Genomic DNA, 18,005 nt, shown 5'->3' with positions numbered 1-18,005 from the left:
GGCCGCAAAAAAGATCGCAGCCTTCGGCAGCGCCCACAAACACGTAGGCGCTGCCGAAGGCTGCGATCTTTTGATGTTTACACCGTCGCCACAATGAAAATCCGCTTGAACGGAAACAACGTGCGGCCGTCGTTCTCCGGCGGGTAATGCTTATGCACGCGCATCAGGTAGTGATAGATGAATCGCGCCTGTTCCTCAGCCTTCAATCCCAGCAGCACCGGTCGCAAGGCCGAGACCTTGACCCAGTCGTAGATCGGCGATTTGCCGTCCACCACCTGCAACTGTTCGGTTTCCCAGATATCAAGGGATCGGGTGATCGGTGCGAGCAGGCGGTAATAGCCTTCCAGGGACAATAACGTTCGGTGAGCCATCGTCTGGCGCAACTCCGGCGTTCCCAGCGGCACACCACCAGGCCCCGCATCGTCCAGGGTGTCGAGCATCAGTTGGTACCACAAGGCATCCCACCAGTCGGGCATGTGCGCGGCGAGGCAGCCTCCGGGGTTGAGTTGTCGCAGCAGGCGCGGCAGCAACTGTTGGTGGTCGTCGATAAAGTGCAGCACGGCGGCAGCGAACAGCAGATCCGCTGGCACCTCCGGTTGCCAGGTCAACAGATCGCAGTGTTTCCACCGGGCTTTGATGGGCAGGGCGCGGGCCTCGGCGAGCATGTGCTCGGAGCTGTCCACACCCATTAATCGGGCTCGGGGCCAGCGCTTGGCCAGCAGTTGCGTGGCAATGCCGGTGCCGCAGCCCAGGTCATAGATGTGTGTGGGGTGTTCGAGGTCGATGCGGTCGAGCAATTCGTTGACTGGTCGTTGCCTGAGGCGGGAAAACTGCTGGTAGGCCTTGGCGTCCCAAGCGGTGTCGCCGGGTGGTAGTCGGGTGATCATGAGGTGGTCCTCCGTTGATCAGCGGTGTCTTCCGATGACAGCCTGGCTCAAGTCCTGGGGACCAACATCAACAGATAACGGAAGTAGGGTGTATGGAAAATGCCTGAGTCCTGTCAGGTTTTTTCACTGTAATAGAAGGGCCGCGAAGTGCCACCTGGGCTGACGGGTGGCAAGGGGACCGCGTTATCGTTCTTCGCGGGCAAGCCTCGCTCCTACAGGGACGGTGTAGGAGCGAGGCTTGCCCGCGAAGGCGTCATCGAGCCTTACAACAAGCTGATCGGATAGCTCACGATCAAGCGGTTCTCATCAAACTCGTTGTTGCTGAAATCCCGGCGCATGGTCGAGTTGCGCCATTTGAAGTTCAGGTCCTTGAGCGTGCCGCTTTGCACGGTGTAGCCCAGTTCGCTCTCGCGGCCCCATTCCTTGCCGTTGGTGATGGTGCCGGTGTGCACGTTGTCGCCGCTGATGTAACGGTTCATCAGGGTCAGGCCGGGGATGCCGAGGGCGACGAAGTTGTAGTCATGGCGCAACTGCCAGGAGCGTTCCTGGGCATTGTCGTAGCTGTTGTTGTAACTGTCGTTGGCCAACGTGCCTCCGCTGGTGCCGTTGACGCGCATCCAGGCGCTGTCGCCGGTGAGCTTTTGCAGGCCGACGTAGAAGGTGTTGCCGCCGTATTTGGCCGAGAACATGCCCGACCAGGTCTTGTTGTCCAGTTCCCCGGCCCGGGCGCTGCCGTCGTCCTTGCCATAGAAGTAGCCGATATTGGCGCCGAGGGTCCAGTCACCGAGGGGCTGGGTGTGGATCAGGTTGATGAACTGCTGGCTGTAGATGTCCTTGAGTTCGGCGTTCCACAGGCCGATCTGGGTGTGTTTGTCGTTGAACACATATTCGCCGCCCTGAAAGTTGAAGCGGTCGGAGGTGAATGCCGCTTTGCCGACCATCGACATGTCGCTCATGCTGCTGTCGTCCCGTGGGCTGTTGGCGCGGAACTGACCGCCGTAGAGCGTCAGGCCATCGATTTCCTTCGAGGTGATCTGCCCGCCACGGAAGGTTTGCGGCAGGGAGCGGCCGTCGTCCGAGCGCAGGATCGGCAGCACCGGCATCCATTCGCCGACCTTCACTTCGGTCTGGGACAGCTTGGCCTTGAACGCGACGTTGGTGCGGCCAAAGTTGTCCGCCGGGCGCCCGTCATGGTCCAGCGGCAGCAACTGTGTACCGCCCGTGCCTTTACCGCCGTCGAGTTTCACCGAGTACAACCCCAGCACATCCATGCCGAAACCGACCGTGCCCTGGGTGAAGCCGGACTTGGCGTCAAGGATGAAGCTTTGCGTCCATTCCTCTGCCTTGCCTTGGGCCTTGGTCGGGTTGGTGAAGTTGCGGTTGATGTAGAAATTGCGCAGGTTCAGGTTGACCTTGGCTCCTTCGACAAAACCCGATTCCTCGGCGGCGGCGGGCAGGGCGTTGCCGGCCAGCGCGGCGGCGATGAGGCTGGGAAACAGGTACTGCGCGGTGGAAGGCTTCATGTGCACGGGGCTCTCTAATTGTTAGGGGTGAAACGGGGCGCTGCCGCAACCTGGGGGTGCAGACACAAGATTCGAAATCGGGAGATGAATCGGGAGCGATCAGCCGGACAGGGCAGGGCGTGGGGGCATGGTGGTGAACCTGTTGTTATTGGTTTTGTGGAGCGAATGGTGCGGGGGATCGGCGGCGGGATTCAATTGGCGGGAGCGGGTTTTGGGCGATTATCGAACGACAAAGATCTTCGCTTTTTCCCAAGCCAACAAAAAGCCCACCAATCGGTGGGCTTCTTGTATTTCAAAGCGCTATCAGAACAACTTCAACTTCGGCGCTTCTTCTTTCAGCGGCTCGTTCTTCGCCGTTTGTTCGTTCCAGCCACCACCCAGCGCCTTGTACAGATTGACGGCGCTGTTCAACTGCGCCAGACGGTCGGTGATCAGCGCCTGTTGGGCACTGAACAACTGGCGCTGGGCGTCGAGGAAGGTCAGGTTGCTGTCGACACCAATGCGGTAGCGACGCTCGGCCAGACGGTAGTAGTCCTGGTTGGCGGCGACGAAATCACGCTGGGCCTGCAACTGTTCGGTGTAGGTCTGGCGGGCGGCCAGGCCGTCGGCGACTTCCTGGAAGGCCGTTTGAATGGACTTCTCGTAGTTCGCCACGCCGATGTCTTTCTGGATCTTCGAGTAATCCAGGCTGGCGCGCAGGCTGCCGGCGTTGAAGATCGGCAGGTTGATCTGCGGCGAGAACAGCCAGGTCCCCGAACCACCTTTGAACAGACCGGACAGGTCCGGGCTCAGGGTCCCGGCATTGGCGGTCAGGCTGATGCTCGGGAAGAACGCAGCCCGCGCCGCGCCGATGTTGGCGTTGGCGGCCTTCAGGTTGTATTCGGCCTGAAGGATGTCCGGACGGCGTTGCAGCAAGTCCGACGGCAGGCCCGGCGGTACATCGCTCAGCAGGTCGTCAGACAGTGGCTTGGCGGCTTGCAGATTGGCCGGGACACCGGTGCCGAGCAGGAGCACCAGGCTGTTTTCGTCCTGGGCGACCTGACGGGTGTACTTGGCCAGTTGCGCCCGGGCGTTTTCCACCGAGGTACGTGACTGGGCCAGGTCCAGGGCCGAGGCGACCCCGACTTCGTTGCTGCGCGAGGTGAGCTTGTAGCTCTCCTCGAAGGCGCCGAGGGTGTCCTGAGTCAGTTTCAGCAGTTCCTTGTCGGCCTGCCAGGTCATGTAGGCGTTGGCCACACTGGCCACCAGGCTGATCTGCGTGCTGCGCCGTGCTTCTTCGGTGGCGAAGTACTTCTGCAGGGCTTCTTCGCTCAGGCTGCGAACCCGACCGAACAGGTCGAGTTCATAGGCGCTGATGCCGACAGTTGCCGAGTAGGAGCTGGTGATGCCCGCCTGACCGGTTTGCGAAGCGTCCGCCGGAACGCGCTGGCGGCTGCCGGTGCCGTTAGCCGAGATGGCCGGGTACAGATCGGCACGCTGGATGCGGTACTGCGCCGCGAAGGCGTCGATATTCAGGGCCGCGACACGCAGGTCACGGTTGTTTTCCAGGGCGACCTGGATCATCTGTTGCAGCGCCGGGTCATGGAAAAACTGCTTCCAGCCCTGTTCGGCGGCGGCCTGGCTCGGCGCCTGGGCCGGCGAATACGCTGGCCCCTGCGGGAATTGACCTGCCACCGGTGCTGCCGGCTGCTGATAGTCAGGAATCAGCGAGCAGCCACCGAGCACGAAGGCGGCAACAGCTAGGGAGAGTAGCGACTTGCTCATTGGCCAGCCTCTTTAGGATTTTCAATAGCGTCTTCCTCGTCAGCTTTTTTGCGCTGGCCGATGGACGACACGGTGACGAAGAACAGTGGGACCCAGAAGATCGCCAGGACCGTGGCGGTGATCATACCGCCAATTACCCCGGTACCGATCGCGTGCTGACTGCCCGAACCGGCACCAGTGGAGATGGCGAGCGGAACCACACCAAGGACGAAGGCCAGCGACGTCATGATGATCGGTCGCAGACGCATGCGGCAGGCCTCGATGGCCGCCTCGCGCAGGCTGCGTCCTTGCTCGTGCAAGTCCTTGGCGAACTCGACGATCAGAATGGCGTTTTTCGATGCCAGACCGATGGTTGTCAACAGCCCCACCTGGAAGTACACGTCGTTGGACAGCCCTCGCAGGCTGGTAGCCATCAACGCACCGATGATCCCCAGCGGTACCACGAGCATGACCGCGATCGGAATCGACCAGCTTTCATACAGGGCCGCCAGACACAGGAACACCATCAGCAGCGACAGGGCGTACAACGCCGGCGCCTGGGAACCGGACAAGCGTTCCTCGTACGACAGACCGGTCCAGGAAATCCCCACACCCGCCGGCAGTTTCTTGGCAAGGGCTTCGACTTCGGCCATGGCTTCACCGGTGGAGTAGCCCGGCGCCGGAGCCCCGAGGATTTCCATCGCTTCCACGCCGTTGTAACGGGCCAGTTTCGGCGAACCGTAGACCCACTCGCCCTTGGCGAAGGCGGAGAACGGCACCATGGTCCCCGCGCTGTTGCGCACATACCACTTCTTCAAGTCTTCCGGGCTCATCCGCGAGCCTGGCTTGCCTTGAACGTAAACCTTCTTCACCCGACCACGGTCGATAAAGTCGTTCACGTAGCTACTACCGAAGGAAATCGACAGCGTGCTGTTGATGTCGGAGAGGGTCAGGCCCAGGGCGCTGGCTTTCTCGTCGTCGATTTCCAGCTGGTATTGCGGCTCGTCGTTCAGGCCGTTCGGACGCACCTGATACAGCACCTTGCTCTGCGCCGCCATGCCGAGGAACTGGTTACGCGCCGCCATCAGCTTGTCGTGACCGATACCGGCACGGTCTTGCAGGAACACGTCGAAACCGGTGGCGTTACCCAACTCCAGGACCGCCGGCGGTGCGAAGGCAAACACCATCGCGTCGCGGAAGCTGAAGAAGTGTTGCTGGGCGCGACCTGCCAGGGCAAACACGCTGTTGTCAGCGTTACGCTCGCCCCACGGCTTGAGCATGATGAACGCCAGGCCGGAGCTCTGGCCGCGACCGGCGAAGTTGAAGCCGTTCACGGTGAACACCGAAGCCACCGCGCCGGATTCTTTCTCCAGCAGGTAGGAACGCATCTCGTCGATCACCACTTGCGTGCGTTCAGCACTGGAACCGGCCGGGGTTTGCACCTGGGCGAACAGTACGCCCTGGTCTTCTTCCGGCAGGAACGCGGTCGGAATGCGGGTGAACAGCCAGATCATGCCGACGATGATCAACAGGTAAGCCAGCAAGTACGGGATCTTGTGCTTGAGCATGTTGCCGACACCGCGCTCGTAGCTTCTGAGGCCACGGTCGAAGTTGCGGTTGAACCAGCCGAAGAAGCCGCGTTTAGGAGTGCCGTGCTCGCCTTTCGGTATCGCCTTGAGCATGGTGGCGCAGAGTGCCGGGGTGAAGATCAGGGCAACCAATACCGACAGGGCCATGGCCGAGACGATGGTGATCGAGAACTGCTTGTAGATCACACCGGTGGAGCCGCTGAAGAACGCCATCGGCAGCAGTACCGCCGACAGGACCAACGCGATACCGACCAGCGCGCCCTGGATCTGCCCCATGGATTTCTTGGTGGCCTCCTTGGGTGACAGGCCTTCCTCGCTCATCACCCGCTCGACGTTTTCCACCACGACGATGGCATCGTCCACCAGCAAGCCGATGGCCAGCACCATACCGAACATGGTCAGGGTGTTGATGCTGAAACCGAACGCCGCGAGGATCCCGAACGTACCCAGCAATACCACCGGCACGGTCATCGTGGTGATGATGGTGGCGCGGAAGTTTTGCAGGAACAGGAACATCACCAGGAACACCAGTACGATCGCTTCGACCAGGGTTTCAACCACACCCTTGATCGACTCGGTCACCACTGGCGTGGTGTCATACGGGAATACCACTTCCATCCCTTCCGGGAAGAATGGTTTCAGGCTGTCGATGGTTTTGCGCAGAGCCTTGGCCGTGTCGAGAGCGTTGGCGCCGTTGGCCAGTTTTACTGCCAGACCGGAAGCCGGCTTGCCGTTGAACTGCGCCGCGATGCTGGAGTTCTCACCACCGAGGCCGACATCGGCGACATCACCGACACGAACTTGCGAACCATCCTTGTTGACCTTCAGCAGGATCGCCTTGAACTGCTCGGCAGTTTGCAGGCGGGTCTTGCCGATGATCGTGGCGTTCAATTGCTGGCCAGGCAACGCAGGCAGGCCGCCCAGTTGACCGGAGGAGATTTGAACGTTCTGTGCCGAGATCGCGGCACTGACGTCGGCCGGGGTCAGGTTGTAGTTGTTCAACTTGGCCGGGTCGAGCCAGATCCGCATCGCGTACTGGGCACCGAAGACCTGGAAGTCACCGACACCGGCGGTCCGGGAGATCGGGTCCTGCATGTTCGACACGATGTAGTTGGACAGGTCGTCCTTGGACATGCTGCCGTCTTGCGACACCACGCCGATTACCAGCAGGAAGTTTTTCACTGCCTTGGTCACGCGGATCCCCTGTTGCTGCACTTCTTGCGGCAGCAGTGGGGTGGCCAGGTTCAGTTTGTTCTGGACCTGAACCTGCGCGGTGTCGGAGTTGGTGCCCTGCTCGAAGGTGGCGGTAATGGTCATGCTGCCGTCGGAGTTACTTTCCGACGACACATAACGCAGGTTATCGATACCGTTGAGCTGTTGCTCGATGACCTGGACCACGGTGTCCTGCACGGTTTGTGCGGACGCGCCTGGGTAGGTGACCTGGATCGCAATGGCCGGAGGCGCAATGCTCGGGTATTGGTTGATCGGCAGTTTGAGGATCGATAGAGCCCCGACCAGCATGATCACCAGGGCAATTACCCAGGCGAAAATCGGACGGTCGATAAAAAATTTCGACATGGTTTACTCCCCTTTGCCGCTGTAAGCCTTGTCAGCTGTTTGAGCGGGGGCCGGGTTCTTGCCAACGTTGGTTGCTTCCGTGGCCTTGACTTCAACGCCAGGCTTGACGAATTGCAGCCCTTCGGTGATCAGGCGATCGCCCGCCTTGAGACCGTCTTCGATCAGCCATTGGCTACCGACGGTGCGGCTGGCCTTCAACTGACGCAGCTCGACCTTGTTGTCCGTACCGACGACCAGTGCGGTCGGGGTGCCTTTGAGGTCGCGGGTCACACCTTGTTGCGGCGCGAGGATCGCTGCGCTGTTCACGCCGGATTGCAGTTGGGCGTGCACGAACATGCCCGGCAGCAGGGTGTGATCAGGGTTGGGGAACACGGCGCGCAAGGTGACGGAACCGGTGGTCTGGTCAACCGAGACTTCGGAGAACTCCAGTTTGCCGTCCTGCTTGTACTGGCTGCCGTCTTCCAGGGTCAGCTTGACCGCGGCCGAGTTGTCGCCAGCCTTTTGCAGGCGACCGCTTTCCAGTTCACGGCGCAGCTCAAGGAGCTCGACCGAAGACTGGGTCACGTCGACGTAGATTGGGTCCAGTTGCTGGATGACGGCCATGGCGTCGGTCTGGCCGCTGGTGACCAGCGCGCCTTCGGTTACCGAAGAGCGGCCGATACGACCGGTGATCGGTGCGTAGACCTTGGTGTAGCGCACGTTGATCTGGGCCGATTGCAAGGTCGCTTCCGACTGCAAACGATTGGCCAGGGCCGTGTCGTATTCCTGGCGGCTGACCGCTTGCTCCTTGACCAGTTGCTGGTAACGATCGGAGATCGACTTGGTCTGTTGCAGGTTGGCTTGGGCGCTTTTCAGGGTGGCCTCATAGACCGACGGATCGATCTGATAGAGCTGCTGGCCAGCCTTGACGTCGCCGCCTTCCTTGAACAGGCGCTTGAGAATGATGCCGTTGACCTGCGGGCGAACTTCGGCGATGCGGTACGCACTGGTACGACCCGGCAGTTCGGATGTCAGGGTAAAGGCTTGAGGTTGCAGGGTGACGACGCCGACCTGAGGGGCGGGAGCGGCAGGAGGTGCCTCTTCCTTTTTACATCCGCTGAGCAGCGATGCCAGGGCGACGGCAGTGACCAGGGCGGTAACAGCTGGCTTGAATTGCATGAAAATCCTCGGGTCAGGCGCGCAAAATGCGCACTAGAAAGGTGGAAGGGTAAAAAAGGTGTGCTGAGTGGATAAGTAGCTTGCTAAGGAATATACTTACGTTCATGGTTGTTTGTAAATACCTTGGCTGCTTACCCACTTCGTTACAAAAGCCGTCAAAGGTTTGAATTGTAGGCCGGGGACGATGCCCAAGAGCGCTTGCCCCACTTTTATTCAGCGGCTGTTCAGACATCGCTGAAGCATCCTGATTGAGGTTGTACTGCCATGGTCCGTCGTACCAAAGAGGAAGCTCAAGAAACCCGTAGCCAGATTCTCGAAGCGGCAGAGAAAGCCTTTTATGAAAGGGGCGTGGCGCGCACAACACTGGCGGACATCGCCACCCTGGCCGGCGTAACTCGCGGGGCCATCTACTGGCATTTCAGCAATAAGGCGGATCTGGTGCAGGCCATGCTCGATACCTTGCATGAGCCGCTGGATGAAATGGCCAAGGCCAGCGAGAGTGAGGATGAACTCGATCCGCTGGGCTGCATGCGCAAGCTGCTGACTCATTTGTTTCATCAAGTTGCCTTGGACCCGAAGACCCGTCGCATCAATGAGATTCTGTTTCATAAGTGCGAATTCACCGATGAAATGTGTGACCTGCGCCAGCAGCGCCGTGCGGTCAGCCTCGACTGCAACGTGCGAATCGCCCTGGCCTTGAGTAATGCGGTGAATCGCGGACAGTTGCCCGAAGATCTCGACACGGCCCGCGCGGCGATCAGCCTGCACGCCTACATCGACGGCATCCTGTATCAGTGGCTGCTGGCCCCGGACAGCTTTGAGCTGCACGCCGAAGCCGAGCGCTGGGTCGATACAGGGTTGGACATGCTGCGCCTGAGCCCCAGCCTGCGCAAATGAAACAAAATGCGTATTTGGGACAGGGTGTGTCAACACCCCAGTGGGTAGAAGGCGCTGATTTCTTCACCCCAAGGCATGGTGTGCTTTTATATACGGACTAGTAGCAGGTTGATAGGTAGCGAGCTACGTATTTTGTAGGGAATTTGTTTCGTGCGTGTGAACGACTGTAAATAAACCCGAAAAAGCGACCTTAGCCTGCAATCTTTGAACGCTCTATGCAAAAAGCCCCGGCTCTTTCGAGTCGGGGCTTTTGCGTTTGCGCAGGAGCAGCGTTTGCTCCTGTAAGCACCCTTACAGCGTTGGATAGTCGATATAACCGACCGGACCCTTGGCGTAGAACAGTTCTGGGCGCGCTTCATTAAGCGGCGCATCCGCCTTCAAGCGCGCGGGCAAATCCGGGTTGGCGATGAACGGCACGCCAAACGCGACCGCATCAGCCTTGCCGGAGGCCAGCCAGGCATTGGCGCTGTCCTTGGTGAAGCGCTCGTTGGCGATGTACGGGCCGCCGAAGGCTTCTTTCAGTTGTGGGCCGAGGCTGTCGCCGGCTTCTTTCTCGCGGGAGCAAATGAACGCGATGCCACGCTTGCCCAGTTCGCGAGCGACGTAGGTGAAGGTCTCGGACAGGTTGTCGTCGCCCATGTCATGGGAGTCGGCGCGCGGTGCAAGGTGCACACCGACACGGCCAGCGCCCCAGACTTCGATGGCGGCGTCGGTCACTTCCAACAGCAGGCGTGCACGGTTTTCCAGGGAGCCGCCGTAGTGGTCGGTGCGCTGGTTGGTGCTGCTTTGCAGGAACTGGTCGAGCAGGTAACCGTTGGCGCCGTGGATTTCCACGCCGTCGAAACCGGCAGCCTTGGCGTTTTCGGCGCCGACGCGGTAGGCGTCGACGACATCAGCGATTTCTTCGATTTCCAGAGCCCGTGGCGTTGGATAGTCGGCCAGTGGACGCACCAGGCTGACATGGCCTTTAGGCTGGATGGCGCTCGGTGCGACCGGAGCTTCGCCGTTCAGGTACGACGGGTGGGAGACCCGGCCGACGTGCCACAGTTGCAGGACGATCTTGCCGCCGGCCGCATGGACCGCTTTGGTCACGTTGGCCCAGCCACGCACCTGGTCGTTGGACCAGATACCCGGGGTGTCCGGGTAGCCGACGCCCATCGGCGTGACCGAGGTGGCCTCGCTGAGGATCAGGCCGGCCGAGGCCCGTTGGACGTAGTACTCGGCCATCAGCGCGTTCGGCACACGGCCTTCGTCGGCGCGGCAGCGGGTCAGCGGCGCCATGATGATGCGGTTGGCCAACTCGAGGTCGCCCAGTTTGATTGGATCGAAAATAGTCGTCATGAAATAGCTCTCTTTTGAAGATCAATGAGTAGTGGCAGGGGCCAGTTCGGGATCGCCGCTCTGACGGAAAGTAATCAGGGTCACCAGCAGGGCGAGCACCGCCAGTGCGGCCGCCGCGAGGGGCACGCTGGTCAGGCCGAAGCCGTGGGCGATGACGCTGCCGCCGACCCAGGCACCGAGTGCGTTGCCGACGTTGAAGGCGCCGATGTTCAGGGTCGAGACCAGGTTCGGTGCCGCCTTGCCGAAGGTCACCACGTTGATTTGCAGCGCAGGGACGGCGGCAAATGAAGCGGTGGCCCAGAGGAACAGGGTGATTTCAGTCGGGATCAGCGCGACGCTGGTCCAGGTCAGGACTGTCGAAACCACGGCCATCGAGATGAAGACGCCGATCAGCGTGGCGGCCAGGCGTTTGTCCGCCAGCTTGCCGCCGATGATGTTGCCGACCGTCAGGCCCAGGCCGATCAGCAGCAGGGTCCAGGTCACGCCTTTGGGCGAGATGCCGGTCACATCGCCAAGCAGCGGAGCGACGTAGGTGAAGAGGGTGAACATCGACGCGGCAAACAACGCCGTCATGGTCAGCGACAGCCAGATCCCGGCGCCTTTGAGGGCTCGCAATTCAGCGCGCATATCGAGTTTTTCTTCATCGCGCTTGGCCGGCAGGAAGCGGATCAGGCCGATCAATGCAATCACACCGATCACGGTCACCGCCCAGAAGGTCGAGCGCCAGCCGGCTTCCTGACCGAGCGCGGTGCCCAGCGGTACGCCAAGGACGTTGGCCAGGGTCAAACCGGTGAACATCAGCGCCACGGCCGAAGCGCGCTTGTTGGCCGGCACCAGGCCTGCCGCCACCACCGAACCGATACCGAAGAACGCGCCGTGGCACAGGGCAGTGACCACGCGGGCAAACATCAACACGTTGTAGTCACTGGCCATGGCGCACAGCAGGTTGCCGACGATAAAAATCCCCATCAACGCTACCAGGGCGGCCTTGCGCGGCAGGCGGGCGGTGGCCAGTGCCATGAACGGTGCACCGATGGCCACGCCCAGGGCGTAACCGGTCACCAGCCAGCCGGCGCCGGGGATTGAAACACCCAGGTCAGCCGCCACATCGGGCAGCAGGCCCATGATGACGAACTCGGTGGTGCCGATGGCGAAGGCGCTCAGGGCCAGAATGAGTAGCGAGAGGGGCATTGGTTAATTCCTGGTCGGAGCACTGAGCTCTTTGACGATGGCGTCGAGGGCCGCTTGGATCACGTCCTCGTTGCGTTTGAAGAAGTGCCATTGACCGGCTTTCTGGCTGCTGATCAGACCCGCACGTTGCAATGTGGCCAAATGGGCGGACACGGTCGACTGCGACAAGCCGCAGCGTTGATCGATCTGCCCGGCGCAAATGCCGTATTCGTGGTTGTGGATCTGTTCCGGAAACTGGACCTTGGGGTCTTTCAGCCAGATGAGGATGTCTCGGCGTACTGGGTGTGCCAGCGCTTTTATTATTTCGTCGAGGTCAAGGGTCATGGTGTGGGCTCGTAATGAGTAAAACGCTATATCGCGATGGGGCGAACTTTAAATCGTTGAATCGCGATATATCAATATGATTTCGATCTGTTGACCGTGTAAATCGGTATATCGGGTTATAACGATACGTGTTTGTAACAACAGGAGGCGGCAGTGCTAAGCTGCGCGACATGAACTATCTCGCACATCTTCATCTCGGTGGCCAGCGCCCCGGTCAATGGCTCGGCAGCCTGTATGGCGATTTCGTCAAAGGGCGCCTGCAAGGGCAGTACACCCCGGACATCGAAGCCGCCATCCAGCTGCATCGCAGCATCGACGTCTTTACCGACCGCCATCCGTTGGTGGACATCGCGTTGTCGCGGTTTACCGTCACGCGTCGGCGCTATGCCGGGATCGTCCTCGATGTGTTTTTCGACCATTGCCTGGCGCGGGACTGGACGCTTTATGCCGATCAGCCGCTGGCGCAGTTCACGTCGGACGTTTACCGGGTGCTGTCCAGCGAACCGCAGTTGCCCGAGCGCCTGGCGCAAATCGCGCCGCACATGTTGGCCAATGACTGGTTGGGGTCTTACGAGGATTTCGAGGTGCTGGCGCAGGTGCTGCGGGGGATTTCCCGGCGCTTGACCAAGCCTGAAGAACTGGCCGGGGCGATGCAGGAGTTGCGGGTGTTGTATGAGCCGTTGAGTGATGACTTTCGGTTGTTCTATCCGCAGCTTCAGGATTTCGTCAAAAACCGCTGACACCCATTACCTGTAGGAGCGAGGCTTGCCCGCGAAGGGGCCTTTGAAAGCGCTAAAAGCTTCGCGGGCAAGCCTCGCTCCTACAGAAGCAGGGGTTGCGCGGCGTTCAGTTCGGTTTGATGCGGCATTACGCGGCGATCAGTTCGCCGACTCGCCGCGGTTCGGCAGGTTTCGCCACTTCACCAAACAACGCCCGCTGCACTGCCTGCTGCGCTTCGAACGCCAGCGCCGCACGTTCGCGACCTTCGCAGGCAATCGGCTTAAGCAAGTGAATCTCCACCTCGCCCCGGTCATTGGCAAACAAGCGCATCAGGTGCGAGAGCAAATCATCATCACCAATGAACGGCGCCAGCGGATCGATTTCACCATCGCGCAGATAACGGATCGCCACCGGCTGCATCGCGACTTCGGCATCAATCGCCGCTGACAGCAAGCGACCGTGGAAGGTACGCAGCGAACGGCCATCGGTGGTGGTGCCTTCCGGGAACATCAGCAGCGGGTGCTGTTGCTCCAGGTGACGGGTCATCTGCTTGCGGATCAACTGGCTGTCGCCCGAACCGCGACGGATAAACAGGCTGCCCGCCTTGGCCGCCAACCAGCCGGCCACCGGCCAGGTACGCACTTCGGCCTTGGACAGGAACGACAGCGGCGTGATCATCCCCAGCAACGGAATGTCGGTCCAGGACACATGATTACTGACCCAGAGCATCGGCGCCTTCGGTAATTCGCCATGCACCGTCACGCGAAAGGGCAGGGCGTTGCTCAGCCGCGCCATGAAAAACCGCGACCAGCGCTGACGACGGACCATCGAATGGGCAATCCCGGCGCGTTCGAACACGCCGAACACACTGGCCATGGTCAGGCCCAGCGCCACCACAAACAGCACTCGCGCAATTCGCGCGTACACCCGAAGGCGGCTCATTACATGGCCGCCTTGAAGTGTTTGGCGTAACGCGGGCAGAGTTCGTCGCGCTTGAGCAGGATGAATACGTCGGCGACCTGGAAGTCTTCGTCCCAGCACGGCTCGCCGCAGATCTTCGCGCCCAGGCGCATGTAGGCCTTGAGCAGCGGCGGCATTTCGGCGATGACGTTGGACGGCAGGTCTAACACAGGCAGCGGTTTTTTCGGCTCGGCCCGCAGGTGTTCGGTGCACAGGTAGCGTTCGCGCAGTCGCTGCATGATGGCGTGGGCCTGGATCCCGCCGTCCTGCATCGGGATGCTCGCGCAACCCATCAAATAGCTGTAGCCGCCCTGGTTCAGGACTTCGGCCAGTTCACCCCAGAGCACGGCGATGGTGCCGCCGTTGCGGTAGGCCGGGTCGACGCAGGTGCGGCCGATTTCGAGGATCGGGCCTTTCAAGTGGACCAGGCCGTGCAAGCTGAATTCTTCTTCGCTGTAGAACTTGCCCAGGCTGCTGGCGGCGGTGTGGTCGAGCAATCGGGTGGTGGCCACCAGACGACCGGTGTTCAAGTCACGCACGCCGATGTGGGCGCAGTGAACATCATAGTCATCCATGTCCAGACCGCGTTCCGCGCCTTTCAGCTTGGCGTTGAATTCGCCGCTGAATACGTTGAAGCGCAAGGCCTGGGCTTCCTGCAAGGCCTCACTGCCGATCAGGCGTTCGGCTTGCAGGCGGCGTTCATTGCCGGTGTCGCTGATGCGGGCGATCTGAGTCATTGTGAATCTCCGTACGGGCCGTGCACCCGTCGTGGGTTGCAGCCGATCGACTTTCTTTATGCAGCCGTGTTGTGCAAAGTCAGGCTATGTAGCCCCGGTGTCATCGCCGTTAAGCTTTGGTGATGCTTATATGACAGCCCACAAGGAGACTCTTATGCCCTGGCAAACCCTGCTCAATCGCCGCGAACGCCTGCCGGCCAATGCCGACCTGGCCGAAGGCTTTGCGACGCTGTTGCATCAGTTGGGCGCGGTCACGCCGTTCGAACTGGCGGTGGCTGGCGCGCGCCTGATGGCGACGCCGGGGTTGGCGTTTCTGGTGGGTTATCAAGCGGCGTTGCGCGTGTTGTGGCCGAGCGCGCCACAGAGCCTCGGCGCCTTGTGTGCGACCGAACAACGCAGCCTGCGCCCGGCCGACATGCAGACCCGCCTCAAGGATCTGCGTCTGAACGGGCGCAAGGATTTCGTCACCGCCGGCGACGCCGCCGATTGGCTGCTGATCGCTGCTCGCAGCGAAGAACCCGGCGAAGTCCCGCGCCTGAACCTGGCGGTGGTCTATCCCGGCGAGCCAGGCGTGCGCCTGGAAAAACTCCCGGCCATCGCCTTGATGCCGGACATCAGCCACGGTCGGGTATTTCTCGACAACGCCTTCTGCGAGTTGCTGGCCGGCGATGGCTGGGACGCTTACGTCAAACCGTTCCGCACCCTGGAAGACATCTATGTGCTGAGTGCCATGAGCGCGTGGCTGTATGGCGTCGGGCAGGACAGCGACTGGCCGCCAACCCTGCAATTGCGGTTGCTCGCGTTGTTGGCCGGGTGTGCGGAGGTCAGTCGGCAAGCGCCAGGCAATCCGGCCGGGCACGTGGTGCTCGGCGGGTTGTTTGCGCAGTTCGATGGGCTCAAGGCCGAGGTGAATCAGGCGCTGGCTGAAGGGCCGCCGCTTTGGGCGCAGATGTGGCAGCGCGATCAAGCGGTGATGGATCTGGCGGCGGGGGCGCGGGGGAAGCGGTTGGCCAAGGCGTTGGCGGGATCCTTGTCCGGCTGACGGGCCTCTTCGCGGGCAAGCCTCGCTCCTACAGGTTTAGCGCAATTCCCTGTAGGAGCGAGGCTTGCCCGCGAAGGCGTCATCATGACCGACGCACATTCCAAAACTGTCATCAACCTCAACTAGGCTCAGCAGGTCCATCCTCCCGAGCCCCCACCATGTTCAAAGGCTTGTCGCTGTTCATCATGCTGCTGCTCAGCCAAACGGCCCACGCCGAAAACTGGCCCGCTGAACAATGGTCGCAAGGCCCGACCATCACCGGCCCGGCCCTGGAAGCCCTGGAAACCTACGCCTTTGCGACCCGCGATGACTCCACCCGAACCGGCATCCGCACCGACGCCTTGCTGGTGATCCGCGACGGTCAACTGATCTACGAACGCTACGCCGGCCCGACCACCGCCGACACCCCGCACCTGACCTGGTCGATCAGCAAAAGCCTGATGGCCACGGTCCTCGGCGTGGCCTATGGCGAAGGCTTGTTCAGGTTGCAGGACCCGGCCGTGAAGTTTTATCCGGCGCTGGAAAACCACCCGGCGATCACCCTGGCCGACCTGTTGCATTGGGCCTCCGGGCTGGACTGGCAGGAAGACTACGAATACGCGCCGCTGAAATCCTCGGTGGTGGCCATGCTCTACACCCGCGGTCACGCGAACATGGCCACGTTCACCGCCGCCCACGACGAATACGCGGCCCCTGGCCAGGCGTTTCGCTATTCCAGCGGCGACAGCAACCTCCTGTCGGCAGCACTGAAAACCATCGTTGGCCCGAACCGTTATCCCGACTATCCATGGACGGCATTGTTCGAGCCCCTGGGGATTCGGCATGCCGTGTGGGAAACCGACGCCACCGGCACGTTTGTCGCCTCGTCCTATGCCTACCTCACCGCCCGGGACCTGGCGCGGATCGGTCTGTTGATGGCGCGCGATGGTCGTTGGGGCGAGCGGCAATTGCTGCCCAAGGACTGGGTCGCCTTCAACCGTGAACCCTTCGCCGGTTATCGCGCCCATCAGGACGAAGCCGTGCCCGGCGGCCAGTGGTGGCTCAACCGCGCAGTGGACGGCGCGGCACCACCTTGGCCGGACGCCCCGGCCGACACCTTCGCCGCGCTGGGGCATTGGGGCCAGGCGTTGTACGTGATCCCCAGCGAAAACCTGGTGATCGTGCGTTATGGCGATGATCGCGACGGGACGTATCGGCACAACGAATTGCTCAACCTCGCGCTCAAGGCGTTTGCCGGGAAGGTGCAGCCATGAGCCGGTTTGTTCGGCGCCGTCCGTTCACCAGCATTCTTCTTTTGCTGCTGTTTTTACTGCTCGGCTGGATCTGGCAGGAGCGTGTCGCACTGTGGGCGTTTCCGGACATCATCAGCGGCTACACCGCCAAGGAATATTGTTCGTGCCGCTACGTGATGAACAACGACGCCCAGTATTGCCGGGGCTATGTGAAGCAGTGGTTGTCCTTCAGCGGGTTTACCGATGATGAAGCGAGCAAGCGCGTGACGGTCAGCGGCCTGGGGCGCAGCAACAGCGCGCAGTGGATCGGCGAGCGCCAGGGCTGTCGCCTGCAACCCTGAAACAGATCGCATTCTGTAGGAGCATGGCTTGCCCGCGTTGGCGTCCCTGAGATCGCCATCGCAGGCAAGCCTTGCTCCTACAGGTTTCGGTTTGCAACACGCCCACGCCCGGTTAAGGTTCGCTCAGGTTTTCTTGCCCCACGGGTCTTTATGTTCAACCGCTCCTTTTGCAAAACCCTCGCCTTCCTGCTGCTGACCGGCGCCACGCTGTCGGCCCACGCCGATTGGTACCTCGATGGCGAGTCGTCGCGGCTGTCGTTCATCAGCACCAAAAACGCCAATATTTCCGAAGTGCAGCGCTTTCTCGTGCTGCACGGCAAGGTCGATCCCACGGGCCTGGCCCAGGTGGAAGTCGAGATGGATTCAGTGAACAGCGGAATCCCGTTGCGTGACGAGCGGATGCGCAAGGACCTGTTCGAGATCCAGACCTTCCCCGACGCCGTGATCACCGCGCAGATCGACCTGCGCCCGATCAACGACCTGGCCCCCGGCGCCCAGCTGGAATTGCGCTTGCCGCTGACCGTCAGCCTCCACGGCAAGCAACACCAATACACCACTGAACTGTTGGCGACCCGCCTCGATGACCGGCGCTTTCAAGTGGTCACGCTGGAGCCGCTGGTGATCAACGCTGAAGATTTCGACCTGGCCCCAGGGCTGGACAGTTTGCGCAAGGTCGCCGGTTTGTCGGCCATCAGTCTGTCGGTGCCGGTGAGTGCGGTACTGATTTTCACGGCGCGCTGAC

At 61.2% G+C, this 18,005-nt stretch carries 16 protein-coding genes; 6 read left to right on the top strand and 10 right to left on the bottom strand.

Features of this window, described 5'->3' with window-relative positions; all coding sequences use genetic code 11:
- Positions 1–77 precede the first annotated feature (77 nt).
- The 5 genes from FQ192_RS02715 to emhA form a co-directional block, all read right to left on the bottom strand.
- Positions 78–887, bottom strand: a complete 810-nt coding sequence (locus tag FQ192_RS02715; RefSeq protein WP_149657257.1) for a methyltransferase domain-containing protein — start codon at positions 885–887, stop codon at positions 78–80.
- A gap of 263 nt (positions 888–1,150) precedes the next feature.
- On the bottom strand, positions 1,151–2,410 hold the full coding sequence (locus tag FQ192_RS02710; protein ID WP_149657256.1) for an OprD family porin: 1,260 nt from the start codon (positions 2,408–2,410) through the stop codon (positions 1,151–1,153).
- Positions 2,411–2,713: 303 nt separating this feature from the next.
- Positions 2,714–4,174 carry an efflux RND transporter outer membrane subunit EmhC gene (gene emhC, locus FQ192_RS02705; RefSeq protein ID WP_149657255.1) on the bottom strand — a complete coding sequence of 487 codons (1,461 nt, stop codon included), beginning with the start codon at positions 4,172–4,174 and terminating at the stop codon, positions 2,714–2,716.
- Entirely contained in the window at positions 4,171–7,320 is a 3,150-nt protein-coding gene (emhB, locus tag FQ192_RS02700; protein ID WP_149657254.1) for an efflux RND transporter permease subunit EmhB, read from the bottom strand. Before emhB ends, emhC begins: the two co-directional genes overlap by 4 nt.
- Before the next feature lie 3 nt (positions 7,321–7,323).
- Entirely contained in the window at positions 7,324–8,478 is a 1,155-nt protein-coding gene (emhA, locus tag FQ192_RS02695) for an efflux RND transporter periplasmic adaptor subunit EmhA (protein WP_149657253.1), read from the bottom strand.
- Between the two features lie 264 nt (positions 8,479–8,742).
- Between emhA and emhR the strand changes: the two genes are divergently transcribed.
- Positions 8,743–9,375 carry an efflux system transcriptional repressor EmhR gene (gene emhR / locus FQ192_RS02690; RefSeq protein ID WP_149657252.1) on the top strand — a complete coding sequence of 211 codons (633 nt, stop codon included), beginning with the start codon at positions 8,743–8,745 and terminating at the stop codon, positions 9,373–9,375.
- 291 nt (positions 9,376–9,666) lie between these two features.
- Here the strand turns inward: emhR and FQ192_RS02685 are convergent, their stop codons facing one another.
- From FQ192_RS02685 to FQ192_RS02675, 3 genes are read right to left on the bottom strand one after another with little or no spacing between them, the layout of a single operon-like run.
- Entirely contained in the window at positions 9,667–10,716 is a 1,050-nt protein-coding gene (locus FQ192_RS02685) for an alkene reductase (protein WP_149657251.1), read from the bottom strand.
- A 21-nt stretch (positions 10,717–10,737) separates the two neighbouring features.
- Positions 10,738–11,907: an MFS transporter gene (locus FQ192_RS02680; protein WP_149657250.1), complete on the bottom strand. Its 1,170-nt coding sequence runs from the start codon at positions 11,905–11,907 to the stop codon at positions 10,738–10,740.
- Positions 11,908–11,910: 3 nt separating this feature from the next.
- Complete coding sequence (locus FQ192_RS02675; RefSeq protein ID WP_054046859.1) at positions 11,911–12,231, bottom strand: helix-turn-helix transcriptional regulator; 321 nt, start codon at positions 12,229–12,231, stop codon at positions 11,911–11,913.
- Positions 12,232–12,401: 170 nt separating this feature from the next.
- On the opposite strand from FQ192_RS02675, the gene FQ192_RS02670 reads away from it, so the two are divergent.
- Positions 12,402–12,971: an ACP phosphodiesterase gene (locus FQ192_RS02670; protein ID WP_149657249.1), complete on the top strand. Its 570-nt coding sequence runs from the start codon at positions 12,402–12,404 to the stop codon at positions 12,969–12,971.
- 127 nt (positions 12,972–13,098) lie between these two features.
- On the opposite strand, the gene FQ192_RS02665 is transcribed toward FQ192_RS02670, so the two are convergent.
- Entirely contained in the window at positions 13,099–13,893 is a 795-nt protein-coding gene (locus FQ192_RS02665; protein ID WP_149657248.1) for a 1-acyl-sn-glycerol-3-phosphate acyltransferase, read from the bottom strand.
- Positions 13,893–14,648, bottom strand: coding sequence for an L-ornithine N(alpha)-acyltransferase (gene olsB, locus FQ192_RS02660; RefSeq protein ID WP_149657247.1), 756 nt, complete (start codon positions 14,646–14,648; stop codon positions 13,893–13,895). Before olsB ends, FQ192_RS02665 begins: the two co-directional genes overlap by 1 nt.
- A 154-nt stretch (positions 14,649–14,802) precedes the next feature.
- Between olsB and FQ192_RS02655 the strand changes: the two genes are divergently transcribed.
- The 4 genes from FQ192_RS02655 to FQ192_RS02640 all read left to right on the top strand — a co-directional run bounded on the left by FQ192_RS02655 (position 14,803) and on the right by FQ192_RS02640 (position 18,004).
- A complete protein-coding gene (locus tag FQ192_RS02655) occupies positions 14,803–15,690 on the top strand; it encodes an acyl-CoA dehydrogenase family protein (RefSeq protein ID WP_149657246.1) in 888 nt (295 codons plus the stop codon).
- A 158-nt stretch (positions 15,691–15,848) separates the two neighbouring features.
- A complete protein-coding gene (locus FQ192_RS02650; RefSeq protein WP_149657245.1) occupies positions 15,849–16,943 on the top strand; it encodes a serine hydrolase in 1,095 nt (364 codons plus the stop codon).
- Positions 16,940–17,263 carry an amidase gene (locus tag FQ192_RS02645; RefSeq protein ID WP_149657244.1) on the top strand — a complete coding sequence of 108 codons (324 nt, stop codon included), beginning with the start codon at positions 16,940–16,942 and terminating at the stop codon, positions 17,261–17,263. The genes FQ192_RS02650 and FQ192_RS02645 overlap by 4 nt, the downstream gene beginning before the upstream one ends.
- A 150-nt stretch (positions 17,264–17,413) precedes the next feature.
- Positions 17,414–18,004 carry a YceI family protein gene (locus FQ192_RS02640; RefSeq protein ID WP_149657243.1) on the top strand — a complete coding sequence of 197 codons (591 nt, stop codon included), beginning with the start codon at positions 17,414–17,416 and terminating at the stop codon, positions 18,002–18,004.
- Position 18,005: the final 1 nt, after the last annotated feature.

The organism is Pseudomonas sp. ANT_J12 (assembly GCF_008370045.1).
Classification (GTDB): Bacteria; Pseudomonadota; Gammaproteobacteria; order Pseudomonadales; family Pseudomonadaceae; genus Aquipseudomonas.
This window is presented reverse-complemented; position numbering and strand designations above follow the sequence as displayed.